The sequence below is a fragment of the Serratia sp. DD3 genome (assembly GCF_000496755.2).
This window is the reverse complement of record NZ_AYKS02000014.1, coordinates 14,070-39,350: the sequence shown is the minus strand read 5'-3', so window position 1 is coordinate 39,350 and position 25,281 is coordinate 14,070. Positions and strand designations below refer to the sequence as shown.

At 48.3% G+C, this 25,281-nt stretch carries 25 protein-coding genes; 10 read left to right on the top strand and 15 right to left on the bottom strand.

From position 1 onward, the window contains the following. The first annotated feature begins 276 nt into the window (after nt 1–276). The 3 genes from pgpB to lapB all read left to right on the top strand — a co-directional run bounded on the left by pgpB (nt 277) and on the right by lapB (nt 2,728). Nucleotides 277–1,062 carry a phosphatidylglycerophosphatase B gene (gene pgpB / locus IO95_RS01410; RefSeq protein ID WP_023491658.1) on the top strand — a complete coding sequence of 262 codons (786 nt, stop codon included), beginning with the start codon at nt 277–279 and terminating at the stop codon, nt 1,060–1,062. Nucleotides 1,063–1,246: 184 nt separating this feature from the next. Beyond that, nucleotides 1,247–1,549: a LapA family protein gene (locus IO95_RS01405; protein WP_023491659.1), complete on the top strand. Its 303-nt coding sequence runs from the start codon at nt 1,247–1,249 to the stop codon at nt 1,547–1,549. Between the two features lie 6 nt (nt 1,550–1,555). Further along, a complete protein-coding gene (gene lapB, locus IO95_RS01400) occupies nt 1,556–2,728 on the top strand; it encodes a lipopolysaccharide assembly protein LapB (protein WP_023491660.1) in 1,173 nt (390 codons plus the stop codon). A 40-nt stretch (nt 2,729–2,768) separates the two neighbouring features. Here lapB and IO95_RS01395 read toward each other — a convergent pair whose 3' ends face one another. The 3 genes from IO95_RS01395 to IO95_RS01385 all read right to left on the bottom strand — a co-directional run bounded on the left by IO95_RS01395 (nt 2,769) and on the right by IO95_RS01385 (nt 4,657). Beyond that, nucleotides 2,769–3,041, bottom strand: coding sequence for an Arc family DNA-binding protein (locus tag IO95_RS01395; RefSeq protein ID WP_023491661.1), 273 nt, complete (start codon nt 3,039–3,041; stop codon nt 2,769–2,771). Between the two features lie 157 nt (nt 3,042–3,198). Then, nucleotides 3,199–3,459, bottom strand: coding sequence for a YdgH/BhsA/McbA-like domain containing protein (locus IO95_RS01390; RefSeq protein ID WP_023491662.1), 261 nt, complete (start codon nt 3,457–3,459; stop codon nt 3,199–3,201). 316 nt (nt 3,460–3,775) lie between these two features. Further along, nucleotides 3,776–4,657 carry a LysR substrate-binding domain-containing protein gene (locus IO95_RS01385; RefSeq protein WP_023491663.1) on the bottom strand — a complete coding sequence of 294 codons (882 nt, stop codon included), beginning with the start codon at nt 4,655–4,657 and terminating at the stop codon, nt 3,776–3,778. A 105-nt stretch (nt 4,658–4,762) separates the two neighbouring features. Between IO95_RS01385 and IO95_RS01380 the strand changes: the two genes are divergently transcribed. The 3 genes from IO95_RS01380 to yciH all read left to right on the top strand — a co-directional run bounded on the left by IO95_RS01380 (nt 4,763) and on the right by yciH (nt 7,479). Continuing rightward, nucleotides 4,763–6,178: a pyridoxal-dependent decarboxylase gene (locus IO95_RS01380; RefSeq protein WP_023491664.1), complete on the top strand. Its 1,416-nt coding sequence runs from the start codon at nt 4,763–4,765 to the stop codon at nt 6,176–6,178. Between the two features lie 235 nt (nt 6,179–6,413). Next, nucleotides 6,414–7,166, top strand: coding sequence for an orotidine-5'-phosphate decarboxylase (gene pyrF / locus IO95_RS01375; RefSeq protein WP_023491665.1), 753 nt, complete (start codon nt 6,414–6,416; stop codon nt 7,164–7,166). Continuing rightward, nucleotides 7,153–7,479 carry a stress response translation initiation inhibitor YciH gene (yciH, locus tag IO95_RS01370; RefSeq protein ID WP_023491666.1) on the top strand — a complete coding sequence of 109 codons (327 nt, stop codon included), beginning with the start codon at nt 7,153–7,155 and terminating at the stop codon, nt 7,477–7,479. The genes pyrF and yciH overlap by 14 nt, the downstream gene beginning before the upstream one ends. 86 nt (nt 7,480–7,565) lie before the next feature. On the opposite strand, the gene osmB is transcribed toward yciH, so the two are convergent. From osmB to IO95_RS01345, 5 genes are all read right to left on the bottom strand, one after another. Further along, complete coding sequence (gene osmB, locus IO95_RS01365) at nt 7,566–7,781, bottom strand: osmotically-inducible lipoprotein OsmB (RefSeq protein WP_023491667.1); 216 nt, start codon at nt 7,779–7,781, stop codon at nt 7,566–7,568. Between the two features lie 208 nt (nt 7,782–7,989). Continuing rightward, nucleotides 7,990–9,093, bottom strand: coding sequence for a hypothetical protein (locus tag IO95_RS01360; RefSeq protein WP_023491668.1), 1,104 nt, complete (start codon nt 9,091–9,093; stop codon nt 7,990–7,992). A gap of 768 nt (nt 9,094–9,861) precedes the next feature. Next, on the bottom strand, nt 9,862–10,611 hold the full coding sequence (locus IO95_RS01355; RefSeq protein ID WP_023491671.1) for a DNA-binding transcriptional regulator YciT: 750 nt from the start codon (nt 10,609–10,611) through the stop codon (nt 9,862–9,864). 48 nt (nt 10,612–10,659) lie between these two features. Beyond that, on the bottom strand, nt 10,660–13,092 hold the full coding sequence (locus IO95_RS01350; protein WP_023491672.1) for a formate C-acetyltransferase/glycerol dehydratase family glycyl radical enzyme: 2,433 nt from the start codon (nt 13,090–13,092) through the stop codon (nt 10,660–10,662). A 4-nt stretch (nt 13,093–13,096) separates the two neighbouring features. Beyond that, entirely contained in the window at nt 13,097–13,999 is a 903-nt protein-coding gene (locus IO95_RS01345; protein ID WP_023491673.1) for a glycyl-radical enzyme activating protein, read from the bottom strand. A 157-nt stretch (nt 14,000–14,156) separates the two neighbouring features. Here IO95_RS01345 and fsa point away from each other — a divergent pair, with 157 nt between their 5' ends. Next, entirely contained in the window at nt 14,157–14,822 is a 666-nt protein-coding gene (gene fsa / locus IO95_RS01340; protein WP_023491674.1) for a fructose-6-phosphate aldolase, read from the top strand. Between the two features lie 55 nt (nt 14,823–14,877). Here the strand turns inward: fsa and IO95_RS01335 are convergent, their stop codons facing one another. The 7 genes from IO95_RS01335 to pspF form a co-directional block, all read right to left on the bottom strand. Next, on the bottom strand, nt 14,878–16,812 hold the full coding sequence (locus IO95_RS01335; RefSeq protein WP_023491675.1) for an exoribonuclease II: 1,935 nt from the start codon (nt 16,810–16,812) through the stop codon (nt 14,878–14,880). Nucleotides 16,813–16,996: 184 nt separating this feature from the next. Beyond that, the gene (gene sapF / locus IO95_RS01330) at nt 16,997–17,809 is read right to left on the bottom strand and encodes a putrescine export ABC transporter ATP-binding protein SapF (protein WP_023491676.1); all 813 of its coding nucleotides are present in this window, start codon (nt 17,807–17,809) and stop codon (nt 16,997–16,999) included. Nucleotide 17,810: 1 nt separating this feature from the next. After that, nucleotides 17,811–18,803, bottom strand: a complete 993-nt coding sequence (gene sapD / locus IO95_RS01325) for a putrescine export ABC transporter ATP-binding protein SapD (RefSeq protein ID WP_023491677.1) — start codon at nt 18,801–18,803, stop codon at nt 17,811–17,813. Next, nucleotides 18,803–19,693: a putrescine export ABC transporter permease SapC gene (gene sapC / locus IO95_RS01320; RefSeq protein WP_023491678.1), complete on the bottom strand. Its 891-nt coding sequence runs from the start codon at nt 19,691–19,693 to the stop codon at nt 18,803–18,805. The genes sapD and sapC overlap by 1 nt, the downstream gene beginning before the upstream one ends. Further along, complete coding sequence (sapB, locus tag IO95_RS01315; protein WP_023491679.1) at nt 19,680–20,645, bottom strand: putrescine export ABC transporter permease SapB; 966 nt, start codon at nt 20,643–20,645, stop codon at nt 19,680–19,682. Before sapB ends, sapC begins: the two co-directional genes overlap by 14 nt. Further along, nucleotides 20,642–22,309: an ABC transporter substrate-binding protein SapA gene (sapA, locus tag IO95_RS01310; RefSeq protein ID WP_023491680.1), complete on the bottom strand. Its 1,668-nt coding sequence runs from the start codon at nt 22,307–22,309 to the stop codon at nt 20,642–20,644. Before sapA ends, sapB begins: the two co-directional genes overlap by 4 nt. Nucleotides 22,310–22,451: 142 nt before the next feature. Next, a complete protein-coding gene (gene pspF, locus IO95_RS01305) occupies nt 22,452–23,453 on the bottom strand; it encodes a phage shock protein operon transcriptional activator (protein ID WP_023491681.1) in 1,002 nt (333 codons plus the stop codon). A gap of 317 nt (nt 23,454–23,770) precedes the next feature. Here pspF and pspA point away from each other — a divergent pair, with 317 nt between their 5' ends. The 3 genes from pspA to pspC are packed head-to-tail and all read left to right on the top strand — an operon-like array spanning nt 23,771 to nt 25,163. After that, nucleotides 23,771–24,436 carry a phage shock protein PspA gene (gene pspA, locus IO95_RS01300; RefSeq protein ID WP_023491683.1) on the top strand — a complete coding sequence of 222 codons (666 nt, stop codon included), beginning with the start codon at nt 23,771–23,773 and terminating at the stop codon, nt 24,434–24,436. A gap of 59 nt (nt 24,437–24,495) precedes the next feature. Continuing rightward, nucleotides 24,496–24,723 carry an envelope stress response membrane protein PspB gene (gene pspB, locus IO95_RS01295; protein ID WP_023491684.1) on the top strand — a complete coding sequence of 76 codons (228 nt, stop codon included), beginning with the start codon at nt 24,496–24,498 and terminating at the stop codon, nt 24,721–24,723. Continuing rightward, nucleotides 24,723–25,163, top strand: coding sequence for an envelope stress response membrane protein PspC (pspC, locus tag IO95_RS01290; protein ID WP_023491685.1), 441 nt, complete (start codon nt 24,723–24,725; stop codon nt 25,161–25,163). Before pspB ends, pspC begins: the two co-directional genes overlap by 1 nt. Nucleotides 25,164–25,281 lie beyond the last annotated feature (118 nt).

Here is a 25,281-nt window from a genome sequence, read left to right as displayed (position 1 = left end):
CTGGATATAAAATGGCAATGAGTAGATGTGGTTCATTCATGTTGAGTATTTTGCCACAACTTTCAGCCAAGGGATGCTCAGCAAAGCAGCACCTAGCCATTTACCTCGCTATTTTTGCTTTAGATTTCTTGAGAGCATCGTGATGCAGGACGATAATAAGTGACGGTGTAACAAGATGGCCGGATAATTGCTTGTGCTATCTACTTAATTTAATGGGTGTTGTTGCGTTCATAAGATTGTTACACTGCCGGATAAAGCGAGTGGAAGGATAATTAAATGTTAGCGATTATTAAACGTACTCTTGGCGGCGGTGTTTTACTGCTGTTGTTGCCACTGGCAGTTTGGTTTTCAGGCTGGCAGTGGCAACCTGGCGGTAATGAAAAAGTTCTGAAAGTGCTGTACTGGGTGACAGAAACGGTCTCGATACCCTGGGGAATATTGACCAGCCTGCTTCTTGGCGGTTGGTTTCTTTGGTGTTTGCGTTTTCCCCCCAAAGCGTCAATCGGCATTTTTATGCTGCTGATGATGGCGATGCTCAGTGGGCAGGGCATTAAGTCAGTGATGAAAGAGTGGAAACAGGAGCCCAGGCCATTTGTGGTGTGGTTAGAGGCTAACTACCACATTGATGAAAAAAGCTTTTATTCACTACCAAGAAAAGCGCGCAGTATGTTGGTAAAAGAGCAGTTGCAGGATCAACAGGATGTGCCCGTATGGTTAATGAACCATTGGCAATCTGAAACTGGCTTTGCTTTTCCCTCAGGGCATACGTTATTTGCATCCACTTGGGCTTTGTTGGGTGTCGTGATGCTTTGGCCACGTAGACGTTATAAAACGGTGGTGCTACTGATGCTTTGGGCAGGGGGTGTGATGGCCAGTCGTTTGTTACTGGGCATGCACTGGCCAAAAGATTTGATGATGTCGGTTGTTATCAGCGGGCTACTTGTGGCAATCGTCGGCTTTTTGGCCTTACGCTGGTTTGGTCCATTCAGCGAACATGAGAAGAAACGGCATCTGTGTGTGCAGCCATGCTTGATGATGGCAGTAGTTGATAATCAAGGGTGATTTTTCTGCCAGATCGTATACAGATATCGGGTATTATGGTGTAGCAGGCTTTCCTTGCCATGATGGGAAATGCTACCTTAAAGCTAATAAAGGGAAATGCCTGATATTGCTGACTGCGCATGGGATAGTCAGCAAATATTGAGGTTAAAGTTCATCCGATTGACTCGGCACAGCGGGGAATAGTGTGAAATATTTACTGATTTTTATATTGGTTCTGGTGATCTTTGTAATCTCAATTACATTGGGGGCGCATAATGATCAAATCGTGAACTTCAACTATTTAGTGGCACAAGGCGAATATCGCCTCTCCACGTTGCTAGCTATCCTGTTTGGCAGTGGTTTCATGCTGGCATGGCTTATTTGCGGGTTATTTTACCTGCGGATACGTATTGCACTGGGGCGGGCTGAAAGGAAAATTAAGAGGTTGGAATTACAACTTGAGACACCTGCCGAGCCAGTGTCTTTACCTGCTACCAGCAAGGAATAATCTTTTATGTTAGAACTGCTGTTTCTGTTGCTACCTGTAGCTGCCGCTTACGGTTGGTACATGGGGCGCAGAAGTGCTCAGCAGGATAAAGAGCAGGAAGCTAATCGTTTGTCACGAGAATATGTGGCGGGTGTTAACTTTCTGCTTTCCAACCAGCAGGATAAAGCGGTCGATCTCTTCCTCGATATGTTGAAAGAGGATAGTAATACCGTTGAAGCCCATCTGACGCTGGGTAATCTGTTCCGCTCGCGTGGTGAAGTTGACCGTGCCATCCGTATTCATCAGGCACTGATGGAAAGTGCTTCACTCTCCTTTGAACAACGTCTTTTGGCTGTTCAGCAACTAGGCCGTGACTATATGGTCGCCGGGTTGTATGACCGCGCCGAAGATATGTTCAGTCAGTTAATTGATGAGGAAGACTTCCGTGTTTCAGCATTGCAACAATTGTTGGTGATCTATCAGGCGACCAGTGAGTGGCAGAAAGCCATCGAGATGGCGGAAAAACTGGCAAAACTTGGTAATGATAAGCAGCGTATCGAGATTGCTCACTTTTATTGTGAATTGGCACTGCAAGCGTTAGGCGGAGACGATTTAGACAAGGCGATGACTTTGTTAAAGCGTGCGGCTGCGGCCGATAAACAATGTGCTCGTGTGTCGATCATGTTTGGGCGCATCTATATGGCGCAAGAGGAGTATGCCCAAGCGCTAGATGCTTTGACGCCTGTTCTGGTTCAAGATAAAGAGTTAGTCAGTGAGGCATTGCCTATGCTGCATGAGTGCTACTCGCATTTACCACAGCAGCAGCAAGAGTGGGTGGATTATCTTAAACGTTGTGTTGAGGAAAATAGCGGTGCCACAGCAGAATTGATGCTGGCTGAGGTGATCGAACAACGTGATGGGCGTGATGTGGTGCAGGCCTATATCAATCGCCAATTACAGCGCCACCCGACAATGCGGCTGTTCTATCGCTTGATGGATTATCACCTGGCGGATGCAGAAGATGGCCGTGCCAAGGAAAGTCTGCTGTTGTTGCGTGACATGGTAGGGGAGCAGATCCGCACCAAGCCACGTTACCGTTGCCATAAATGCGGCTTTACTGCGCACTCACTGTACTGGCATTGTCCTTCATGTCGTGCTTGGGCTTCTGTTAAACCGATACGTGGGCTTGATGGACAATAAAAAACGGGATAGCGAATTATCCCGTTCTATCTGGACTGTTCTACTTCTTTTTATTGCTTTTGATGCCCATTTTCAGTAATTGGCGTAACTTTTTTAGTTCTTTTTGACTGAGTGGTTGCTCAATTTTTTCTACTGTGTCCTGATTATCAATATCCTCATGCTGTGGCAGTGATTTTACTGACACAGTAAGGCTATCTTCCAATCGTTGACAAACCTCTGCACTGAGGGAAAGTTGGTTCTCCAGAGCGATGGCTTTAATTTTTTCTTTCAGGTCGAGAGGGATCTTGATTGTCAGTGTTGATATTTCGTTCATGTCATTGCCTTTTTCGCTAGTGTTTCTTTTAAATTAAGGCAGTCAGGCAACCGTGTCCAGTGTGTCATAAAAAATTTATAAAAAGTGTGGTGTTGTCCGAAATAATAATGAGAGATAAGGCGAAAGAGCCCGAAATCACGGGCTCTTGGTGTCATGCTTATTTATAGATCTCGGCACTGCCGTATAATAAATCGTTGCCACCTGCGGCGATAATACGGTAGCTAGTGGCACCTTGTGCTGCGGCTTTTGCTGCCAGTTGCTGTTCTAGAGTGTCCAGCGTGCTAGCCTGACCAGCAGAAACCACGCCGGCTTTGGTGAGGTTCATTGATTGTTGTTGGTTGACTGATTCAGCAGCAAAACTGGTGAATGTGGCCATTGATAGTACAGCAGATAAAGCAATATATTTGATGTTATTCATGATGTTCTCCAATTTCATTTTAGATTCGAAAGTGTTTTTTCTTTCGATTGATTTAATGATAGCTTGTTCTGGCTATTTAGAAACCGGACAACCCTGACCTAGATAGTCAAAATATTTGATTAACAATTTACCTATCTTTACTACAGCTGACTTATTATGGACTAAGAGAACGAAAATAATCTGACATTGCATGACAAATAGGCGTGAAATCTGCTGTAAACTCCTTGCTAGTTAGAGATCGTGGTAGTCAACATTGCTGCTACTTGCATGACGACGGATATATCATCAGGTTAATAATCAAAACAATAACCACGGTTTAATCAGAATTAGCCAGTTGTTGTTGAAGCCAGCCCAATAATGTTTCAACCGATGGCGTTAATCCTGTTATTTTCCGCCATATCAGGTAAATATCATTATCATCAAGTTTTGTTGCTGCCGCTAAAGAGACCAGTCGTCCCTCAGAAATAGCATCTCTAGCGAGTACAGATTTAACTAACGCAATGCCAAATCCTTGTTCTGCAGCTCGCACTAGCAATCCGGCATCATTAAATAATGCCAATTGACGACCGTAGCGTGTTTGGTGATGGGCTTGAAACCATTGTGACCAAGGTGTGGCCTCGTGCTCTAGTAGTGGCGTCGCATCGTTTCCAGCCGCAAAGGCGAGTTGCCATTTATTGCTTATTTCTGGTGAGGCGACAGGCATGACCTCTCCAGAGGCAATAAGCTGCTTTTGTACCCCCGGCCATTGCCCATTGCCAATACGGATAGCCGCATCAAGTCCTTCGCGCTCTAAATCACGCACCACGAGCGAAGCCTCAATATCTAACACTATTTCTGGATAAGTTCGCTGAAACTCTGCCAATCTGGGTAAGAGCCAGTAGTGGGCAAATGAGGGGACCACGCTAATACGCAGGGTTCTACATGTGGCGATACGTCTACTTTGACTAATTGCTTGTTGTAAACTGACTAAAGCGGGCTCAGTGATGGCTAATAATTCACGACCTGCAGCGTTGAGTTGTATTCCGCGGCCATTACGTTCAAACAGCGGATAACCGATGGCCTGTTCAAGCTGCTTAATTTGTTGACTGATAGCACCATGAGTCAGATTAACCTGTTTAGCGGTTGCACGTAGATTCTCTAGCCGAGCAGCGATGACAAAGGTGGGTAAAAGATGGAGAGGGATACGATTATTTATCATTGGTTAAAATATCTATCCAATAAGGTTACTTTTTATCGATAGTATCACTGAAATCAATAAATTATAGTGCCATGTAACATTTAACGGATAGAAAGGAAATAACCTATGCATTGGCGCCTACAACAGGATCTTGATAATTATCCCGAAATACTCAATTGTGCAACTCAGTTAGCTCAAAATTTTCTTTCCGGATTGGATCGACGTTCGGTCTGTCCGCCATTGATGGATCAACAGATCAAACCAGATGATCAACAATTGTCACCAGAAGGAAAGGGGGCTGTGGCTGCATTAGAGTACTTTTGGCACCATTATGCCGCTGGATTATCCGCCAGTGCCGGACCACGCTATTTTGGCTTTGTCACCGGGGGCGTCACACCTGCAGCCTTGGCGGCTGACTGGTTGGTTAGCACGGTTGACCAAAATAGCCTATTGAGCCATGACACAGTCGCGGCAGCTATTGAATTGGCGACTATTGAACAACTAAAAATATTGTTGGGTTTACCCGCGCAGTTCAGCGGCAGTTTTGTTAGCGGCGCAACAATGGCCAATTTTGTGGGTATTGCGATTGGCCGCCAGTGGTTAGGGCAACAACAAGGGGTTGATATCGCGCAGCAGGGGGTGACTGCTTTAGGGCCTATTCAGGTGCTGTCTGCTAATGCTCATTCCAGTAGTGTAAAAGCGCTCAGCATGTTGGGGCTAGGACGCGACTCATTAAAAGTCATCGCCAGACAAAAAGATTCAGAGGTCATTGACACCGTCGCGTTGGAACAGCACCTTGCGGTGACGCAAGGCATACCGACAATCGTGCTGGCAAGCGCTGGAACAGTCAATACTGCGGTTTTCGATGATTTACCCCGTTTATTGGCGCTACGTGAGCGCTATCCATTCTGGTTGCATGTCGATGGCGCTTTCGGCGGGGTTGCTGCCTGTTCCCCTATTCATGCTCATCTATTAGCAGGGTGGGAACAAGCTGATTCAATTACCGTTGATGCTCATAAATGGCTGAATGTGCCTTATGATTGCGCCATTCAATTTACGCGTCACCTGGCATTACAACTGCAGGTATTTCAAAATCATTCAGCTTATTTAGAAGCGCCGACATTGCGTCCTGATAACTATTTGCATTTGACGCCAGAAAACTCACGACGCTTTCGCGCTTTGCCGCTATGGATGGCACTGAAGGCCTATGGTCGTCATGGTGTGCAGGAGATCGTCGAGCGTAACGTGACATTAGCGAGGCAGTTAGGTCATCAATTGGCGGCAAGTGAAGGGTTTTGTCTATTAGCGCCGGTGAACCTGAACGTAGTCTGTTTTGCCCTTAAAAATATTTCGGGTGATGCGGCGATGACTCGTGATCGTTTTCTTTCATATTTGGACCAACAGGGCATAGTCCGCTGTACACCCACTCAGTATAATGGGCAGCCCGCCATTCGTGCGGCATTAGTGAACTGGATGACACAAGAGCATGACATCCAGTTGGCGCTGGAATCGTTGCTGGCTTGTCGGGCGCAGATTGATTAACCCGCTATTGTTCCTGCCACTGGGATTTGTGTGGGTTGGCAGGTAGAATGCGGCGGTCAGTTTTTCTGGCAGAGCATTTATGTCTATCCACTAAATAATTCGAGTTGCAGGAAGGCGGCGACGCAGAGAATCCCCTGGAGCTTACACCGGTAAGTGACTGGGGTGAGCGAGGAAAGCCAACACACATGCAACTTGAAGTATGACGAGTATATCCACATTACAGAAGGCAGAAGCAATGCACTCTAAAAATAATATGAATAACAATAAATTAAAATCCTCTCCAATTATTGTTGCCTTGGATTACGCTGATAGAAATGCTGCCTTGGCTTTTGTTGATCGTATTGATCCACAAGATTGTCGACTCAAAGTGGGTAAAGAGATGTTTACCTTGTTCGGGCCAGAGATGGTGCGCGACCTTCATCAGCGTGGGTTTGATGTTTTCCTCGATTTGAAATTTCACGATATTCCTAATACCACAGCTCATGCGGTAGCGGCAGCAGCAGAACTGGGGGTATGGATGGTGAATGTTCATGCCAGTGGCGGTGCTCGTATGATGACCGCAGCAAAAGAGGCCTTGCAACCTTATGGTGCCGAAGCGCCTTTACTGATTGCGGTGACGGTATTGACCAGCATGGAGGCAGATGATCTGCGTGCTATTGGTATTGATCTAACCCCGGCAGAGCAGGCAGAAAGATTGGCGCGTTTGACGCGAGATTGTGGCTTGGATGGGGTCGTGTGTTCTGCGCAAGAAGCGACGCGTTTGAAAGCCGCCTGTGGCCATCAATTTCAATTGGTCACACCGGGTATCCGCCCTGAGGGCAGTGCAACAGGTGATCAGCGCCGTGTAATGACACCGGTACAGGCGGTTGCAGCTGGCGTAGATTACTTGGTAATTGGCCGCCCGATTACCCAATCAGCTGATCCTGCCGCCACACTGAGTGCTATCCGAGCCTCACTGAGGTTAGGGGGGTCGCATGAAGGAGAGTAATAGCCGCTTGGTCTATTCCACCGACACCGGGCGCATCAAGCAGGAAGAAATCAAACAACAGCGAGCGATTGGCGATGGCATTGTTCGTATTCAGCGCCAGACCAGCGGGCGTAAGGGCAAAGGGGTTTGTCTGATTACTGGTATCACTCTTGATGATACTGAGTTGGATAAACTGGCTGCTGAGTTGAAGAAGAAATGCGGCTGTGGCGGCGCGGTAAAAGAGGGCGTGATTGAGATTCAAGGTGATAAGCGCGAACTACTTAAACAGTTGCTTGAAGCCAAGGGAATGAAAGTTAAACTGGCGGGTGGTTGAAAAACAGCCATGCCGCAGTGGTTTGCTGCGGCATGATCAAGAGAGCTTAAAAAGTCCCCTTAGTTTAACAGTGAATAAATTCAGGTTTATTTGCTCACTTGATGGCCAATAATACCGCCGACAGCGGCACCACCAAGAGTTCCTAATGTGCTCCCATTGGTCAGCACTGCACCACCAACTGCGCCAGCACCTGCCCCTATGGCAGTATTACGTTGCTGTTTTGACATATCTGCACAGGCGCTTAAGGAGAGGGCAAGCGTGATGCTAAGTGCGACAGTCACTAAACGTTTATTCGTCACCATAATATTTCTCCTGATAGGTTACACCAGACAGTTACCTAAAGTGGAATATGAATTGCTGTGGCCTATTATAAATAAGTATTGTCCACTAACTTTTTTCTGTATAGCTGGGAAGTGAAAAATGTTGCAGGCGGTTTGTTCGCCTGCAACGGGAATATCGAAGAGAGGGTATTCAATAGGCCATAGACTGAAATAGCCAGTTTAATGATTATTACTTAATTTTGCTGCCTAGATCCTGCACCTCACGCCTCAGTTCGTCTATCTGACCGAGTTTATTGTCCAACTGATCGATTTGACGTTTCAGATCGTTGATCTCACCAAGCTTGTTATCTAACTGATCGATTTGACGCTTCAGGTCGTTTATTTCACCCGATTGGTTGCTTGGTTGGTCGACTTTACGTCTCAGCTCACTGATCTCACCAAGCTTATTATCAAACTGATCGACTCGACGCTTCAGATCGTTAATCTCGCCAGATTGATTGCCTGACTGGTCGGCTTTGCTTTTTAGTTCATTGATTTGACTAACTTTTGTGCCTAACTGTTCGACTTGCCGTTTCAGATCGTTAATCTCGCCAGATTGATTGCCTGACTGGTCGGCTTTACTTTTTAGTTCATTGATTTGATTAACTTTTGTGCCTAATTGTTCGACTTGCCGTTTCAGCTCGTTAATCTCAGCAGATTGATTGCCTGACTGATCGGCTTTACTTTTTAATTCATTGATTTGAGTAACTTTTGTGCCTAATTGTTCGACTTGCCGTTTCAGCTCGTTAATCTCAGTAGATTGATTGCCTGACTGGTCGGCTTTACTTTTTAATTCATTGGTTTGATTAACTTTTGTGCCTAATTGCTCGACTTGCCGTTTTAGATCGCTTATCTCGGCAGATTGATTGTTTGGCTGGTTGACTTTACGCTTCAGCTCGTTAAGTTCGCTGAGTTTATTGTCTAACTGGTCAACTTTATGCTTTAGTTCGTTTAACTCAGCGGGCTTCTTATCTGGTTGACCCAATTTATTCTTAAGTTCGCCAATTTCACGGTCTTTTGCTTTGAGATCTTCCTTTAATTTATCGAATTGGCTGGTCATTTCTTGGAGTTTCTGCTGACTTTCTTTTGCCAGTTTGTCAGTTTTTTCTAATTTATCTAACGTATAATTTGAGATGATATAGCCTGAATAGTGCGTATCCCAAAGGAGTAGGGTATTTTCACCGTTTGTCGGCCCTGATCTGCCTGGCTGTAATTCTCCAGCAGCATTGACGTTGCTCATCATTACTAAACTAAGAGTTGCAGATGACAATAACAAGCTAATTGGTTTTTTCATATGTAATCCTTTTACACTAACCAACTGAATACTCCCTCGGCGAATAAGATCGCGAGGGAGAACTATACCAAAGTTCAATGAAGTTGCAGGACAAAACGCATTGCGTTTTGAACAGCGCTTGCGCTGGCTCCGAAGGAGCGAGACCCGAATGGGGCGAGTAACGCGGCAAGGGAATCCCGATGAGTTCACTTGGGTAAGTGATTCGGGTGCACGAGCGTAGCCAACACCGCTGTATCTTCATTGGGATGGGTATATGCGCTAAATAATTCGGGTAGGGGCAGTGGCTTCATCAACTGCAAAGGCCATCGTCGTGCCGCTGAAAGCTAAATCAGAAGCGATAAATAAAGCAGTCAATTTACGCATAACTATTTCCTAAAGTTCGCCTTTTATTTGGAGCGTTGTCTGTAAACATCGCTCACCAACGATACAACGATATACACGTTTATAATTCAGGAAAGCTCATGGGGATGTTGTCGTGAAGTAATAATATAGCGCCGAATATAGAGTAATTTTATGGAGTGTAAATATTTTAAAATCAAAAATCACTTTATCGGTCAATTATGGATAAATTATGAATAATGTGTGAGTTATTAGGCTGTTTTTATACTCTAAATAATTCGAGTTGCAGGTAGACTGCAAGTTCGAGACAAATGGGTCAGAAACCGATATGAACGCCGGTGGTGGCGGCCCGTAGGGGATGAGTCTCATGGATGAGACGAGTAACCGCAGCTAATACCCATGCAGCTTGGCGGATGACGAGTATAAAAGTCATTCATTGACCAGATCGACTTTAATTCCTTGACGTTCTAACAATTGCTGGTAGCCAACTGATAGACGTGCATCGGTAATTACGCGTCCAATATTATTATTCGTGGCAGTTAATGGGTTAGGTTGAATTTGACCGAATTTTGATGAGTCGGTCAATACAATACTTTCTACACCTTTGGCCAAGATGGCATTGGCAATGTCAGCACGCATCATATCGCGGCCAGTAAACCCGGTTTCTGGATGATAACCATCCACCCCAATAAAAGCCTTACTGAAGTGGACTTGCTGTATACAAGCGCGTGTTAACGGGCCGACAACGGTTTCACTTTTTTTCTGGTATAACCCACCGAGCACGATGACATCACAATCAGTTTCTTTCAATAAATGAGCAATATAGTAACTGACGGTGATCAGGGTGACACGCTTGTTTTCAGCCAGATAGCGGGCCAGTAGCGCATTACTACTCCCGCTTTCGATAAAAATGGTTTCGCCATCGTTAACCAATGAAGCGGCATATTGCGCCAGTTTTTGTTTGAGCGCGAAGTTAGACATCATGCGGGCATCGACATCATCACTTTCTAAAGCAATGGCAGAGCCATGAACACGTTTAAGGTAGCTACGTTTTTCCAACAGGTTGAGATCCTGGCGAATGGTTACCTCAGAAACACCGGCAGCGCGGGCCAGTTCGCTGACGCTAATGCGGCGGCGGTCATTCACCAAATGTAGAATGGTTTGTTGTCTTGAGTTCATAGTAGCCTGATAGGCGGCCACCTGGCAGTGGCCGCAATGATTTACTGATTAAAGAGTATGCTCTGTTCGCGCAATAATATCATCCTGCGCATCAGGAGATAATGCGGTAAAGAAGGCAGAATATCCAGCTACACGTACCACTAAATCACGATATTGATCAGGATGCTGTTTGGCAGCCAACAGTGTTTCCCTAGAGACAATGTTGTACTGTACATGCCAGCCATGGTAAGACTCAAAGAAGGTGCGCAGCATCAACATCAGTTTTTCGCGGTCACGTGGATTTTCCAGTGTTGATGGGTTCAGCTTCTGGTTGAGTAACACCCCACCTAGAATCGCCTCGGTGGGCAATTTTGCCAGCGAGTTAAAGACAGCGGTAGGGCCAAGGTGGTCGGTCCCTGATGCCGGGCTGGCACCTTCCGCCAATGGGGTATGGGCTTTGCGGCCATCCGGGGTTGCCATGGTTGCGGCACCAAATGGCACGTTAGCCGAGATAGATGAGGTTCCTGCATAGTAAGTTCCGCCAATCGGGCCACGACCAAAGCGGGTATTGTGGTATTGCTTCAGTTCATCGATATAGGTCTGATAGGCACGTACCAGCAGTTGATCAACATCATCAACATCGTTGCCGTACTTAGGTGCTGCGTTGATCAGGCGCTGGCGTAGTTGCTCGCCATCCAGACCGGCAAAGTCGTTCGCCAGTGCTTGTGCCAATTGCTGTTGGCCAATAATCCCCTGATCGAATACCAGTTTACGCACCGCCTCCAGGCTGTTGCCAAGGTTAGCGATCCCCACTTGCAGGCCAGAAATCCAGTCATACTTGGCGCCACCTTGCTTGATGCTCTTGCCACGTTCGATACAGTCATCCACTAATGCGGAGCAGACGATATCATGAGCATTTTCTTCCAGCACGGTATCGACCACACACTCAATCTCGATGGATTTACGGGTGTAATAGCGGATCTGTGTATCCCAGGCAGCCAGTACCTGGTCGAAATGGCTAAAGTTGTTTTTGGATAGCGACAGTTCCTGTGGCAGGAAAATTTTACCGGAGGTAGCATCACGGCCTTCCTCTAAGGCGGCCAACATGACACGAGCAAAGTTAATAAAGCTCATCCCAGTGCAACGATAACCCCATTTGCCACCAACAGCAGTTTCGATACAGCCGATAGCAGCATAATCGTAGGCATCCTGTGGTTCTACCCCCAGTTTAATAAACTCAGGGATAACGATTTCATCATTGTTGAAGGCTGGCATACCGAAACCGCAACGGATCACTTGCACACAGGAATCAAGGAAGTCATTACTCATCCCGGCGTGATAACGCACACTCAGGTTTGGCTGCGTTGAACGCAGGCGGCCACAGGACTCCAAAATGGTATAGGAGAGCGGGTTAACGGCATCGCAAGGTTGACCATTGACCAACTTCTGTCCACCAATGGTCACGTTCTGGTACAACGGGCTACCCGCAGAGGCCTTAGAGTGCGAACCAGAACGGATTTTGTTGACTTCCAGCAGCTTTAACCAGCAACTGTGCAGCATCTCAATGGCTTTTTCACGGGAGAGAGTCTGTTCCAGTTCAACATCACGGCGATACCAGGGATAGAGATATTGGTCGAGACGAGCAAAGGAGACGGAATGGCCATTAGACTCAATCTGTAGGAATAGCTGGATGAAGTAACAGAGTTGCAAGGCTTGCCAGAAAGTTTGTGGCGGCTGGTGAGCGATCAGTTCACAGTTATTTGCCATGGTCAGCAACTCTTCGCGCCGCCAGGTCCGTTGTTCGGTCTGTGCCATCTCTCGAGCCAATTGGGCAAAGCGTAGAATATGGTCACTCAGCGCCGCCAGAGCAATATCAATGGCTTTAAGGAACTGCTCCTTATGCAGGTCATCCCAGTCGGTAAGCTGAAGGCGTTCACGGCGTTCAGATACCTTCTCACGTAGGCCATCCAAGCCTTTCGCCAGTAACAATGGGAAGTTAACCGCCAAGTGAGCATCACCGGAGGTCATATTACCTTCTGCTTTGATGATCCCGGTTGCCAACAGGGCTTTTTGCTCATCAGTGAACATCCCGTAGCAGCGATCCTGAACGGTTTGACCACGCCACCACGGGCATAAGGCATGTAATACTTGTTTGTTCTCTTCGCTCACCGAGAAGCCCGCACCGGGGCGATCTGCCAGTTCGTCAATCTCACTTTCAATCCAACTGACGGTATATTCCGGGAAAATTGGCGCGGCACGTAACTGACTGGCCTGATTACCGATAATCAACTCATCGTTTTTGATCCAGATGGTGCGTTTAGCCAGGTGATTTGCCAGTGCTAGCGCACGTCTGATCGGCAGCGGTTTATCTTGTTGCTGCTGGTAGACTTCCGTGTAATGTTGCGCACGTTCGGTGCAGACCGGGGGTTTAACGATATGAATCAGCGCGAGTTTATGTGCCCGAATGCGTTCGGTCAGGGTAGTCAGGTCGAGTGTTGTCATGGTGTTATCCTCGTAAAATAGCAGTCAGACCTTTGTCGTTGGCATAATTTTCGGCATAGGCCAGCAGTTCAGGATCATCAAGAGGGGTACGGGAAGCGTAATAAGGTGCGCCGAGCAGATGGTACTTATTGATACCTAAGGTGTGATAAGGCAAAAAGTGGATTTCTTTGACACCCACCTCGTCAGCGGCAAAGTCGGTAATGGCACGGATAGAGTCGCGGTCAGCATTGAAATCAGGGATCAGCGGGACACGTATGGTGATCTGAGTACCTGCCGCCGCCAAACGGCGGAAATTGTCCATTACGCGCTTGGCTGAGCCATCTGTCCATTGCTTGAAACGCACTTCGTCCACATGCTTGAGGTCTGCCAGCATCAAGTCTAGCCAAGGTAAAGAGGGCGCAATATAGGCCCAAGGGGTGTGCAAGCAAGACTCTACCGCGGTATGGATCCCGGCTTCGCGCCCACGTTTGAGCAACTCAGCGGCGATCTCGGGTTGCATAAAGGGTTCACCGCCTGACAGCGTTAGGCCGCCGCCGGTACGTAAATAGTAAGGCTTGTCTCGCATGACTTCAGCCATAACGGCATCAATGTCGATGAGCGAACCACAGACGCTTAACGCACCGGTTGGGCAGCAATCGGTTAATGCCTCATAATCAGCCACAGTCAATTGTGTACGTTGTAACGCTAACGATGTTTCGTCAAGGCGGGTAATGGCGTGGGGACAGCACTCACTACAGAGTGTGCATCCCGCAAGGCACAAACGCTGATCGAACAGTAATTCCTGTTGCCGAGAACGGCTCTCCGGGTTTTGGCACCAGCGGCAACCCAGCGAACAGCCTTTCAGGAATACCACACTACGGATGCCTGGGCCGTCATGGGTTGAATAGCGCTGTAGATTAAATAGCATGGGACACCTTTATGAATGTAGGTCGCTTGGGATTTTCTTACGTAAATTTAATATCTTTCGAATGAAAGTTGGTTTGATTTTAATCAACTAATGAGAGGTTATTTCCATTATCATGTCCACAGCTTGAATTCATCCACAAAAGACTCAGGAGAACGATATGGAGCTTTATCTGGATACCGCTGATGTGACAGCGGTTAAGCGTTTGGCGCGTGTGTTGCCGTTGCACGGTGTAACGACTAACCCCAGCATTGTTGCCAAAGCGGGTAAACCTATTTGGGAAGTTCTTCCGGCACTACGTGATGCCTTAGGTGGCACCGGTAAGTTATTTGCTCAAGTGATGGCAAACAATGCAGAGCAAATGGTTGCGGAAGCCGTGCTGTTAAATCAGCGTGTATGCGGTTTGGTGGTTAAAATACCGACCACCGCGGAAGGGTTGGCAGCTATCAAACAGTTGAAATCCATGTCGATTCCAACACTAGGCACCGCGGTCTATGGTGCCGGGCAAGGATTATTAGCCGCGCTGGCTGGGGCTGAGTATGTCGCGCCTTACGTTAATCGCCTGGATGCTCAAGGGGGTGATGGTATTGAAATGGTACATGAATTGCAGCAGTTACTGACACTGCATGCGCCTCATGCCAAAGTCTTGGCTGCGAGCTTTAAAACTCCCCGTCAGGCGCTGGAGTGTCTGCTGGCTGGTTGCCAGTCCATCACTTTACCGGTGGATGTGGCGGAACAATTCATTACTACACCTGCAGTGCAAGCGGCAGTAGAGAAATTTGAGCAGGATTGGCAAGGGGCTTTTGGTTCGATGCAACTGGGTTAAATAACCTGACAATCAGGGCGCTGTGTAGCGCCCTGATTGTCAAACGACAGGCCTGTCAGCTGACAGGCTTGGCAACAACGCTGCGGGTTTCCATACGGACTTCAGCAATCTTGACCTGTAAGGTATCACTCTGGCGATAAATGACTTCGCCTTTTACCTGAACCGTGCCAGCTTCCTGGCTACAAACCATTTCATCGCGTACTGCGTGAATAAAAGAGGCGGGAATAAAGGCAACGGCCCCGTTTTCCAACAGACGTACACGCAGGCCACCACGAGTCACATCGATAATTTCCGCATTGAAACGCTGGTCACTACCGGCTTTATCTTTCAAAAAGCGTGCATATAACCAATCACCCACATCACGTTCAGCCATGCGGTTCAACCGTCGACGCTCGGTCAACTGGGCGGGTAGTTCATCTTGTGGTTTTTCAGTCACTTGTTCAGTGATAATACTTTTCAGCAAACGATGGTTGATCATATCGCCATATTTACGGATTGGAGAGGTCCAGGTGGCATAGGCCTCCAAACCTAAACCGAAGTGCGGTCCTGGTGTGGTGGATATCTCGGCAAAAGTTTGGAAGCGGCGGATACGGCCATCAAGAAACTGCGTTGGTTGTGCATCAAGTTGGCGACGCAGTTCGCAGAAACCTGTCAGGGTAAGCAGTTTTTCCCCTTCAGCGGCAATATTATTGGCCTGCAGAACCGTGACCGCTTGCTCGACCAGGGCAGGGTCAAAGCCGTTATGGACGTTATAGATACCAAAGCCGAGATGATCACGCAGGACTCGCGCGGCACAAACGTTGGCCGCAATCATGCACTCTTCAACAATCCGGTTGGCGGTGCGGCGTTGCTCACTGACAATCTCCAATACATCGCCTTTCTCGCCTAAGACGAAGCGATAATCTGGATGATCTTTGAACACCAGGGCGTGTTGATGGCGCCAGCTATTACGGCGATCACACACCTGCTTTAGCAAGGTGACCTGCTGGGTAATCGCTTCATTAGGTGGTTGCCAGCCAGCAATACTATCCAGCCAGTCGGAGACTTCGTCATAGACCAATTTAGCTTTGGATTCGATCTCAGCAGCGAAGAAGCGGATATCATCACACAATGCGCCATCTGCGGCTATTGTGACACGGCAAGCCAGCACTGGGCGACGCTGGTTAGGGCGCAGTGAGCAGAGATTGTCTGACAGATCCCGTGGCAACATGGGAATATTGAAACCTGGCAGGTAATTGGTGAAAGCGCGCTTGCGGGCGATATCATCCAGAGGACTGCCTGGCTCGACATAAGCGGTAGGGTCAGCAATGGCGATAGTTAATTGCAGTGATCCGTCACCGTTATCCTGTACCAATAACGCGTCATCCATATCCTCGGTACTGGCGCTGTCAATGGTAACAAAGTTCAGTGCGGTCAGATCTTCTCGTGGCAGTGTGCGGTCATAATCACCGATGGCGACCATTTCTGGTGCTTCTTTTTCAAGATTATGACGCGCCAGCGTGACCCACCAAGGGGCGAAGTGGTCTTCACCGTCAGTGATAAATTGGGTTATATCTGCGTAAAAACCCCGATCACCTCTTAGCGGGTGACGGCGCATCTCGGCTATTACCCAGTCACCGGTTTGCAAATTATGCGTCAATTCACGTACTGGACGGCACTGGATGGCTTCTTTCAACAACGGGTGGTCAGGGATGATAGAGAGGCGATCATCTTTTTTCTGTATCCGACCAACAAAGCGCGACAGGAAAGGTTCAACCAGTGTTTCCGGTTCGGCGATTTCACGTTCTTTTTCCGTATGTAAAGTGGCGACAATACGATCACCGTGCATCACTTTTTTCATGTGCGGTGGCGGAATAAAATAACTTTTTTGGCCATCAGCTTCTAAAAAGCCAAAACCTTTCTCAGTCCCTTTTACTACGCCTTCAACACGTGGGGTTTGAGAGTGAAGTTGCTGTTTAAGCTGCGCCAGCAGCGGATTATCTTGAAACATATCGTCCAGTAGATAGGTTGTAAGTGGCAATATTTGCGGCAGACATTTTTACGCGAATCATCAGCTGCGGGCAAGTTTAACCTGTCGGTTTTCTCATGTTAATAAACAGACGGCAAAACCGACTTAACCGTTCATTTAATGGTGTTGGCAAAGGCGTGCGGTGACCACGCCTGAAATGCCGTATTTAAAACCGGGCGCCATCACGCCGCCAGGCATCTGCCGTTAATGCCTCACCAAAATGACCGGCAATCAGTCGCTTAGTAAGATCGTGTAACGGTGCAGCCAAGACTTCGGCGGTGCTACCACGCTCTACCACTTCACCTTCATGCATCACCATCACCTGATCACTGACATGCTTCATCATTCCAAGATGTTGCGTAACATAGATATATGAAATCCGATGTTTTTCTTGCAGTTCCAGCATCAGGTTAATGATTTGCGAACGCATCGACATATCTAGCGAAGCCAAGGCTTCATCGGCAATAATCACTTTAGGTTGTAGGATCAGGGCCCGGGCCAGCGCCACACGCTGTTTCTGCCCCGAGGCGAGCATATGCGGATAATAGTAGGCATGATCGGGCAACATGCCCACTTGACGCAAAGTTTGATTGATACGCGCCTCGCGTTCGATGGCATCAAACTCGGTATTCAAACGTAATGGTGCATCAAGGATTTGGCTGATACGCTGGCGCGGGTTGAGCGAAGTACTGGGATCTTGGAAAATCATGCGGATCCGCTGGCTACGGTAACGATAATCACCAAATTCCAGCCGGTGGTCATCAATCAGCAATTCACCGGAAGAGGGCTCAACCATACCGGAGAGCATTTTTGCCAGAGTGGATTTACCGGAACCATTCTCTCCAATAATCGCCAGCGTCTGGCCTTCACGCAGCGTAAAACTGACCGGTTTGACGGCTTCAACATGTTGGCGGCGGAATAACCCGGTGCGGTAACGATAGGTTTTTGCCAGATTGCGCACTTCCAATAGTGTTTCCATATTACTGCTCCTCCATGTTCAATGGAAAGTGGCAAGCAAAGAGACGACCTCTTACTGAGCGCAGGCTGGGGGTTTCAATACATTTTTTTTGTGCGTAAGGGCAACGAGGCCCGAGTCGGCAACCTATTGGCAAGTGCTCCAGCGAGGGAATAGCCCCTGGCAAGGTGTTCAGGCGACTTTTATGAGGCAGTGAACGGCCAAAATCTGGCATGGCACGGATCAGGGCTTGTGTATATGGGTGATGCGGCGCAGCAAGCAAGTCTTCGCATTGCGCGCTCTCAACGGTTTGACCGCAGTAGAGCACATTGACCCGATCCGCCCATTTACTCATCATCTGCAAATCGTGACTGATCAACAAAATGGTGGTGTTATTGTTCTGATTCAATCCAGCCAGTAGGCGGAAGATCTGTGCCTGGGTCGTTGGCTCCATGGAGTTGGTTGGCTCATCGGCAATCAGCAATCTGGGTTGATTGGCTAACGCGATGGCGATCATCACTTTTTGGCATTCACCTTCGGTTAACTCATAAGGAAAACTCCCCATAATATCTTTATGGTCCTTAATACCTACACGATGCAGCAACTCAATCGTCCGGCGTTTACGCCAGTTAAACCGTTGCCACCAACGGCCCTTATAAGTCCAGCGTGGGATCGCCTGCGCTATCTGGCGACCAATGCTTTCAGAGGGATCGAGACAGGATTGGGGTTCCTGAAAAATCATCGATACATCGCGGCCAACCAGCTTGCGTCTTTCCCGCGGAGTGAGTTTCAACAAGTCGATATCGTTAAAGCGAAAGCGGTCGGCAGTAACGTGCCAGTTATCATTGGTGACGCCGCAAATTGCTTTGGCGATCAAACTTTTTCCTGAACCGGATTCCCCGACCAGACCGCGGATCTCACCTTCGGCCAGTGTTATGCTGATGCGATCAACCGCTTTAACCGGCCCTTCAGCCGTCATAAATTCGATGGTTAAATTGCGAATATCAAGCAGCGCCATTATTTCACCCCCGCATTAATTGCACGGCGCATACCGTCACCCAATAGGTTGACCAGCAACACACTGAGCATAATAGCGGCACCCGGTAACATCACGGCCCAAGGAGCCACGTAGATGAGCTCCAGGGAATCGCCTAACATTGCCCCCCACTCGGGGGAAGGGAGTTGCGCACCGAGATCAAGGAATCCCAGCGCGGCAATATCGAGAATAGCCATCGATAGCGCACGGGTGAATTCAGTTGTTAGCACAGCGGCAATATTCGGCATAACGGCATACCACAGGATTTGTAATGTGGAAGCGCCATCTAAACGTGCAGCCACCACATACTCTTTTTCCAACTCATCATGCACGGCGCTGTAGATGGTACGTACCATGCGAGGTAACAGCGCCAGCCAAACCGCCAACATGGCGTGCTCAAGCTTTGGCCCGATAAATGCGACTACGATAATTGCCAATAGTAAGGAAGGGATAGACAGTAGCGTATCAAGGATATGGTTCAATACTGCTGAGAGCAGGCCACGGGTCACCCCAGCGAAAACCCCCAGAATAACGCCAACCACAGCGGCGGCGAGCGTGACCAACAATGCGGAGCCGAAAGTGGCAGCGGCACCATTTAGCAAGCGGCTGAGAATATCGCGCCCCAAATCGTCGGTACCCAGAAAGAACGACACATTGCCGTAACGGGACCAAGAGGGCGGCAACAATTGAGAACCTAAAAACTGTTGATCCAGCGCATAAGGTGCCAACAGGCTGCCAAACAGGGAAAGCAGCAACAGGCTAATCACGCCATACAAACCAATCATCGCCAAGGTATCAGCGTAAAAAATCCGCCAAGTGTAAAGCGCCGGGCTCGGCATTTTCTTTTCGCGATAGACATTATCGAAGGGCATACCATTCCTTATGTTTTAGCGGGTTGGTGGCAGCACCAAGAATATCGGCCAGCACATTGATGGTAATCACCAGTGTACCGATAACCATCACTCCAGCAGAGATAGCCGCAAAATCTTGTTGGCGGATAGCGCTAATCAACCAGCGGCCCAAGCCAGGCCAACTGAAAACGACTTCGGTGATCATAGCCAGTGTGAGCATGGTAGAAAACTGCAATCCAAGTTGTGGAATGATGGGGGGCAAAGCATTATGCAGAACATGACGATGAATAATGGTAAACCGCGATAGCCCACGAGTTGCCGCAGCTTTGATATAGTTTTGGCCGAAAACACTGTCGGTACTGATGCGCATCAGACGGATCACTTCGGTAATCGGCGCAACCGCCAGTGCGGTAATCGGTAACACCATATGGCGCAATGCGCTGGCGATCATCTCGCTGCGATAAGGTGAATCGGAGAGCCAGGCATCAACTAGCGCCAAGCCAGTGACATGATCTACCTGATAGAGCATGTCAAAACGCCCAGAAACCGGCAACCAACCCAGGTGTAGTGAAAAGTACAGCATTAACAGCAAGGCCAGCCAAAATACAGGGATTGAAAAACCCAGTAGTGCAAAGGTACTGATGGCGGTATCTTGCCATTTGCCACGCATCACCCCTGCAATAAGCCCCAAAGGGATCCCGATGAACAGTGCCATGGTAAAGGCCAGAAAACACAATTCCATGGTGGCAGGGAACACTTCTCTTAATTGCTCGCTGATGGCCTGACCATCGATGCTGGAAATACCGAAGTCGCCATGCAGCAAGCTGGATAAATAGAATTGATAGGCATCCAGCAGAGCAGCGCCATTAAGTGGCGCTCGCGGGGTAAAATAGCTTAGGCTGAAGCTGACCAAGGTCAGTAAGAATAAGGTGATCAACAGCAGCAACAGGCGGCGTAAGATAAAGATTATCACTTTTTCACCTCTTCCGTTGTTGACTCACGGTATACCCCAGCAAATGACGCATTACCAAATGGGCTCAATACCAGGCCTTTAATGTCATAACGGTAGGCTTGTAGACGTAAAGAGGAGGCCAATGGCAGCACCGGTAATTGCTGCTCAATAATTTTTTGCGCCAATTGGTACTTGTCGATACGTTGCGACAGTTGCTGTGATAGCAATGCTTGCTGGAGTAATTCATCAAAACTGGGGTCGCACCAATGAGCGTAATTGGTCTGTGAGCGAATTGCCGCGCAACTGAGCAATGGGCGGAAGAAGCTGTCTGGGTCATTACTGTCAGTGGACCAGCCTGTCAGCGTCAGATCGTGATTCATCTCCATCAGACGAGCTTCCTGAAAACGACCTTCTATCGGCACAATAACCAGATTAATACCCACCTGGGCCAAATCTGCCTGCAACAGTTCTGCCATTTTTAATGGGCTTGGGTTGTAAGATTGAGAGGCAGTGGGGACCCACAGTGTCAGATCCAGCGACTCAATGCCTGCTTCGCGCAATATTTCACGCGCCTTGGCTGGGTCGTATCCGGTTATATGGGTATCGTTATTATATGCCCAGGAGGCTCGCGGCAAGATGGAGGCTGCGGCTTCCGCGGTGCCATAGTAAATTGACTGCATCAAACGCTGATTATTGATGGACAAGGCAATCGCCTGGCGAACTTTCAGATTGTCGAGTGGCGGTTTGCGGGTATTAAAAGCCAAGTAGGCGATGTTCATACCGGGTCTCAGGGTCAGGCGCAGGCGAGGGTCGTCACGCAGAATTGACAACTGACTGGCGGCTGGGTAAGCCAGTACATCACACTCACCGGTGAGTAACTTGGATAAGCGGCCAGTCCCCCCCACACCGGTATCGATCACCACCTGGGACATCCGAGGTTTCCCTTTCCAGTAGAGATCATTGCGTGCCAGACGGATGTATTGCCCGGAGCGGTACTCACTCAGCAGAAAAGGGCCTGTACCAACAGGTTCACGGTCAATCATACCGGGTGTATTGTTCAACATCAGTTTTGTGGCATATTCCGCTGAGAGCACTGGGGCATAATGGGTTGCCAGGTGCCAGAGGAAAGAGGCATCAGGGGCTCGCAGGCGGAATTCGACGGTATAGTCATCCAGTTTCTTTACGCTTTGTACCGAGTCCACAAACTGCAAACTGTCGAAATAGGGGTATTCACCGCCATTGACGTTGTGGAAGGGATGCTCAGGGTTAAACACCCGCTCAAAGCTGAACACCACATCGTCAGCATTCATTTTACGTGTCGGTTGGAACCAGGCTGTGGTCTGGAAAGGCACGTCTCTACGCAGATGAAAACGGTAGGTTGCACCGTCATCCAGTATCTCCCAGCTCTGTGCCAGCTCCGGGATCAAACGATAGGTATAGGGGTCAACGCCTAATAACCGGTCATATAATTGGGCGGCTAGAGTATCAACGGTCAAACCGCTACTGGCCATCTGGGGGTTAAAGGTATTCAACACCCCGTTGACACAATATACGAAACCGCTCTGGCGGATATCCGCTGGCGCTAACGCTGATGTTGTTGCTGGTGTTGTTGCAAAAGCAGCGGTTGCAAAAGCAGAAGTTGCCAGGCAACTCAGCGACATTATCCAAAGAGGCAAAGCACGCATAGACGTTTCATGGGTTATTAAGCAATAGTGTTATTGTATCGCACTATGGCGAACAGCCCAAACCCTTGAATAAAATGGTTGCGATTTCTACGACATTAAACGTGAGTATGAAACGCGCCCAGTCCTCAGGCTGGTATCGTTATCAGGTAGCTTCGTTACACTGTAACAATGCATGTTTTTTTAAAAGGCCACGCAGTTGGTGATAAGTTAACCCGAGCAGGTCGGCCGCTTTGCGCTGGTTAAAACGCGCTTGTTTCAATGCCACTTCCAGCATGGTTTTTTCTTGCTGATGTTGCCAAGTCTTCAAGTCCAATGGTAAGGCGGGTAAATCAGCGGTTGGTTGAGCCGTCATGTTATTAATCCGTTCCGCACGCTGAGCAAAGGGGTTGATAATGATCTCATTGAGCTCATGTTCACTTGAACTGTGCCGATACACTGAGCGCTCCACCACGTTTTTCAATTCACGCACGTTACCCGGCCAGGGGTAACCCAGCAGCACGTTACGCGCATGTTCACTAAACCCAGGGAACAGAGGTAGCGACAGTTCGCGACACATCTGAATAGCGAAATGCTCAGCCAATAACATGATATCTTGCTGGCGCTGACGTAATGGGGGTAATTGCACTACGTCGAATGCCAGGCGATCCAAGAGGTCAGGGCGGAATTTACCGGCTGCAGCCAGAGCAGGGAGATCATCATTAGTGGCGCAGACCAGACGCACATCCACATGCAGCGACTGACTGCTACCGACCCGTTCCAGATGACCATATTCGATCACCCGCAGTAGCTTTTCCTGTACCAGCATCGGTGCAGTCGCCAATTCATCAAGGAATAGGGTGCCCCCGTCAGCTCGCTCAAAGCGACCAAGATGGCGTTTCTGTGCGCCGGTAAAGGCACCAGCCTCATGACCAAAAAGTTCAGAATCCAGCAAATTTTCATTGAGGGCGGCACAATTGAGCGAAATAAACGGCCCTTGCCAACGATTGGACAGGTAGTGCAGGCGGTGTGCAATCAACTCTTTACCGGTCCCCCGCTCGCCAATCACCAGTACAGGTTTGTTGAGTTTCGCCAATTGCGAAACTTGCTCTAGCATCTCAACAAAGGAGTTTGCCTCGCCTAGCAGATTCTCTAACGCGTCACTCATGATTAAATTGACCAATATTTAGTGAAAATACTCACTTTACAGTAAATCCAAAGAGAGTCAAAAATAAATAATCATTACTTTTCAATAAATTAAAAGTTGGCACGTATCTTGATAATACAATGAGGTAAGACAGTAATGAGGCAAGACAGTAATGGGGCAAGACTGTAATGGTGCAAGACAGAATTGGATCAATACAGTATGGAAGCCATGTCGTATCAAGGTAATTATGTTTTATGGCGAGTAATTTGACTTAACTCGGCGCGTTATGACCCTAGTTGATGCAAATTTAAGCCAACAACCCGAAGAGGACGTAAATTATGAGTATTTTTTCTCGTTTTGCTGACATCGTGAACGCCAACATCAATACGTTACTGGATAAAGCTGAAGATCCACAAAAGTTGGTGCGTTTGATGATCCAGGAAATGGAAGATACATTGGTTGAAGTGCGCTCCACTTCAGCGCGCGCTTTGGCAGAAAAAAAGCAGTTGCTGCGTCGGATTGAGCAAGGAGAAGCCCAACTCAATGAGTGGCAAGAAAAAGCTGAGCTGGCACTGCGTAAGGATAAAGAAGATCTGGCGCGTTCGGCGCTGATTGAAAAGCAAAAAGTTTCGGGATTGATGACTAAGTTACGTCAGGAAGCAGAGACGATTGACGAAACGCTGGCACGCATGAAGAGTGAAATTGGTGAGTTGGAAAATAAACTGACTGAAACTCGCGCACGTCAGCAGGCATTGACCTTGCGCCATCAAGCTGCTTCATCTTCTCGTGATGTGCGTCGCCAACTGGATAGCAGTAAGTTGGATGAAGCCATGGCGCGTTTTGAACAGTTCGAGCGCCGTATTGATCATATGGAAGCTGAGGCAGAGAGTATGAGCCTGGGTAAAAATAAAACGCTGGACCAGGCCTTTGCCGAACTCAAAGCAGACGATGCCATCAGCGAGCAGTTGGCAGCCTTGAAAGCCAAGATGAATCGTTCTGAATAATTTGCTAATGCGGTTATCTTTGTATGGCCGCACTTACTGGTCAACAAGAAGGAATTGAAATGAGCGCGCTATTACTGGCCATTCCATTGACAATTTTTGTGCTGTTTGTCGCCCCGATTTGGCTGTGGCTGCATTACAGCAATCGGCAACAGAGTGGTATCCAATTAAGTCAGCATGAAATGCAACGTCTGGCACAACTGGCGCAAGATGCTACGCGTATGCGTGAACGTATTCAGGCGCTGGAAGATATTCTTGATGCGGAACATCCCAATTGGAGGGAGTCGTAATGAGAAAAAATCAAGAAAGAAGGAATTATGACCAAGGGAGTGACTACCAAGCCGGAACCTCTGGTGAGAACCGCTGGCAGCAGACCGGCGCAACAGGCAATAAAAAATTATATCGCGTTCCTGAAGAAGGGATGGTGAAAGGGGTTTGTGCCGGTTTGGCTCACTATTTAGGGGTGCCGGTACTGTTGATCCGCGTGATTGCTGTGCTGTCAGTGTTTTTTGGTTTGTTTGCTTTTACCGTAGTTGCCTATATCGTTCTGACCTTCACGTTGGATGAAGCCCCAGCGAGTAGCTATCAGGAGGCACAAACCGCTACACCACGCCAGTTGCTTGATCAACTGACGTATCAACTTGGCAGTGGGGAGCAGCAACTCCGCCAAATTGAGCGCTACGTCACCTCTGACACCTTTGGTGTACAGAGCCGTTTTCGCAAACTGTAACCTTTTATACCCAAGTTCAATGGAGTTGCAGGTAGGCGGCAAACGAGAACGTCCCGATGAGCTTACTCAAGTCAGTGATTCGGGTGAACGAGCATAGCCAATACTGCTACAGCTTCAT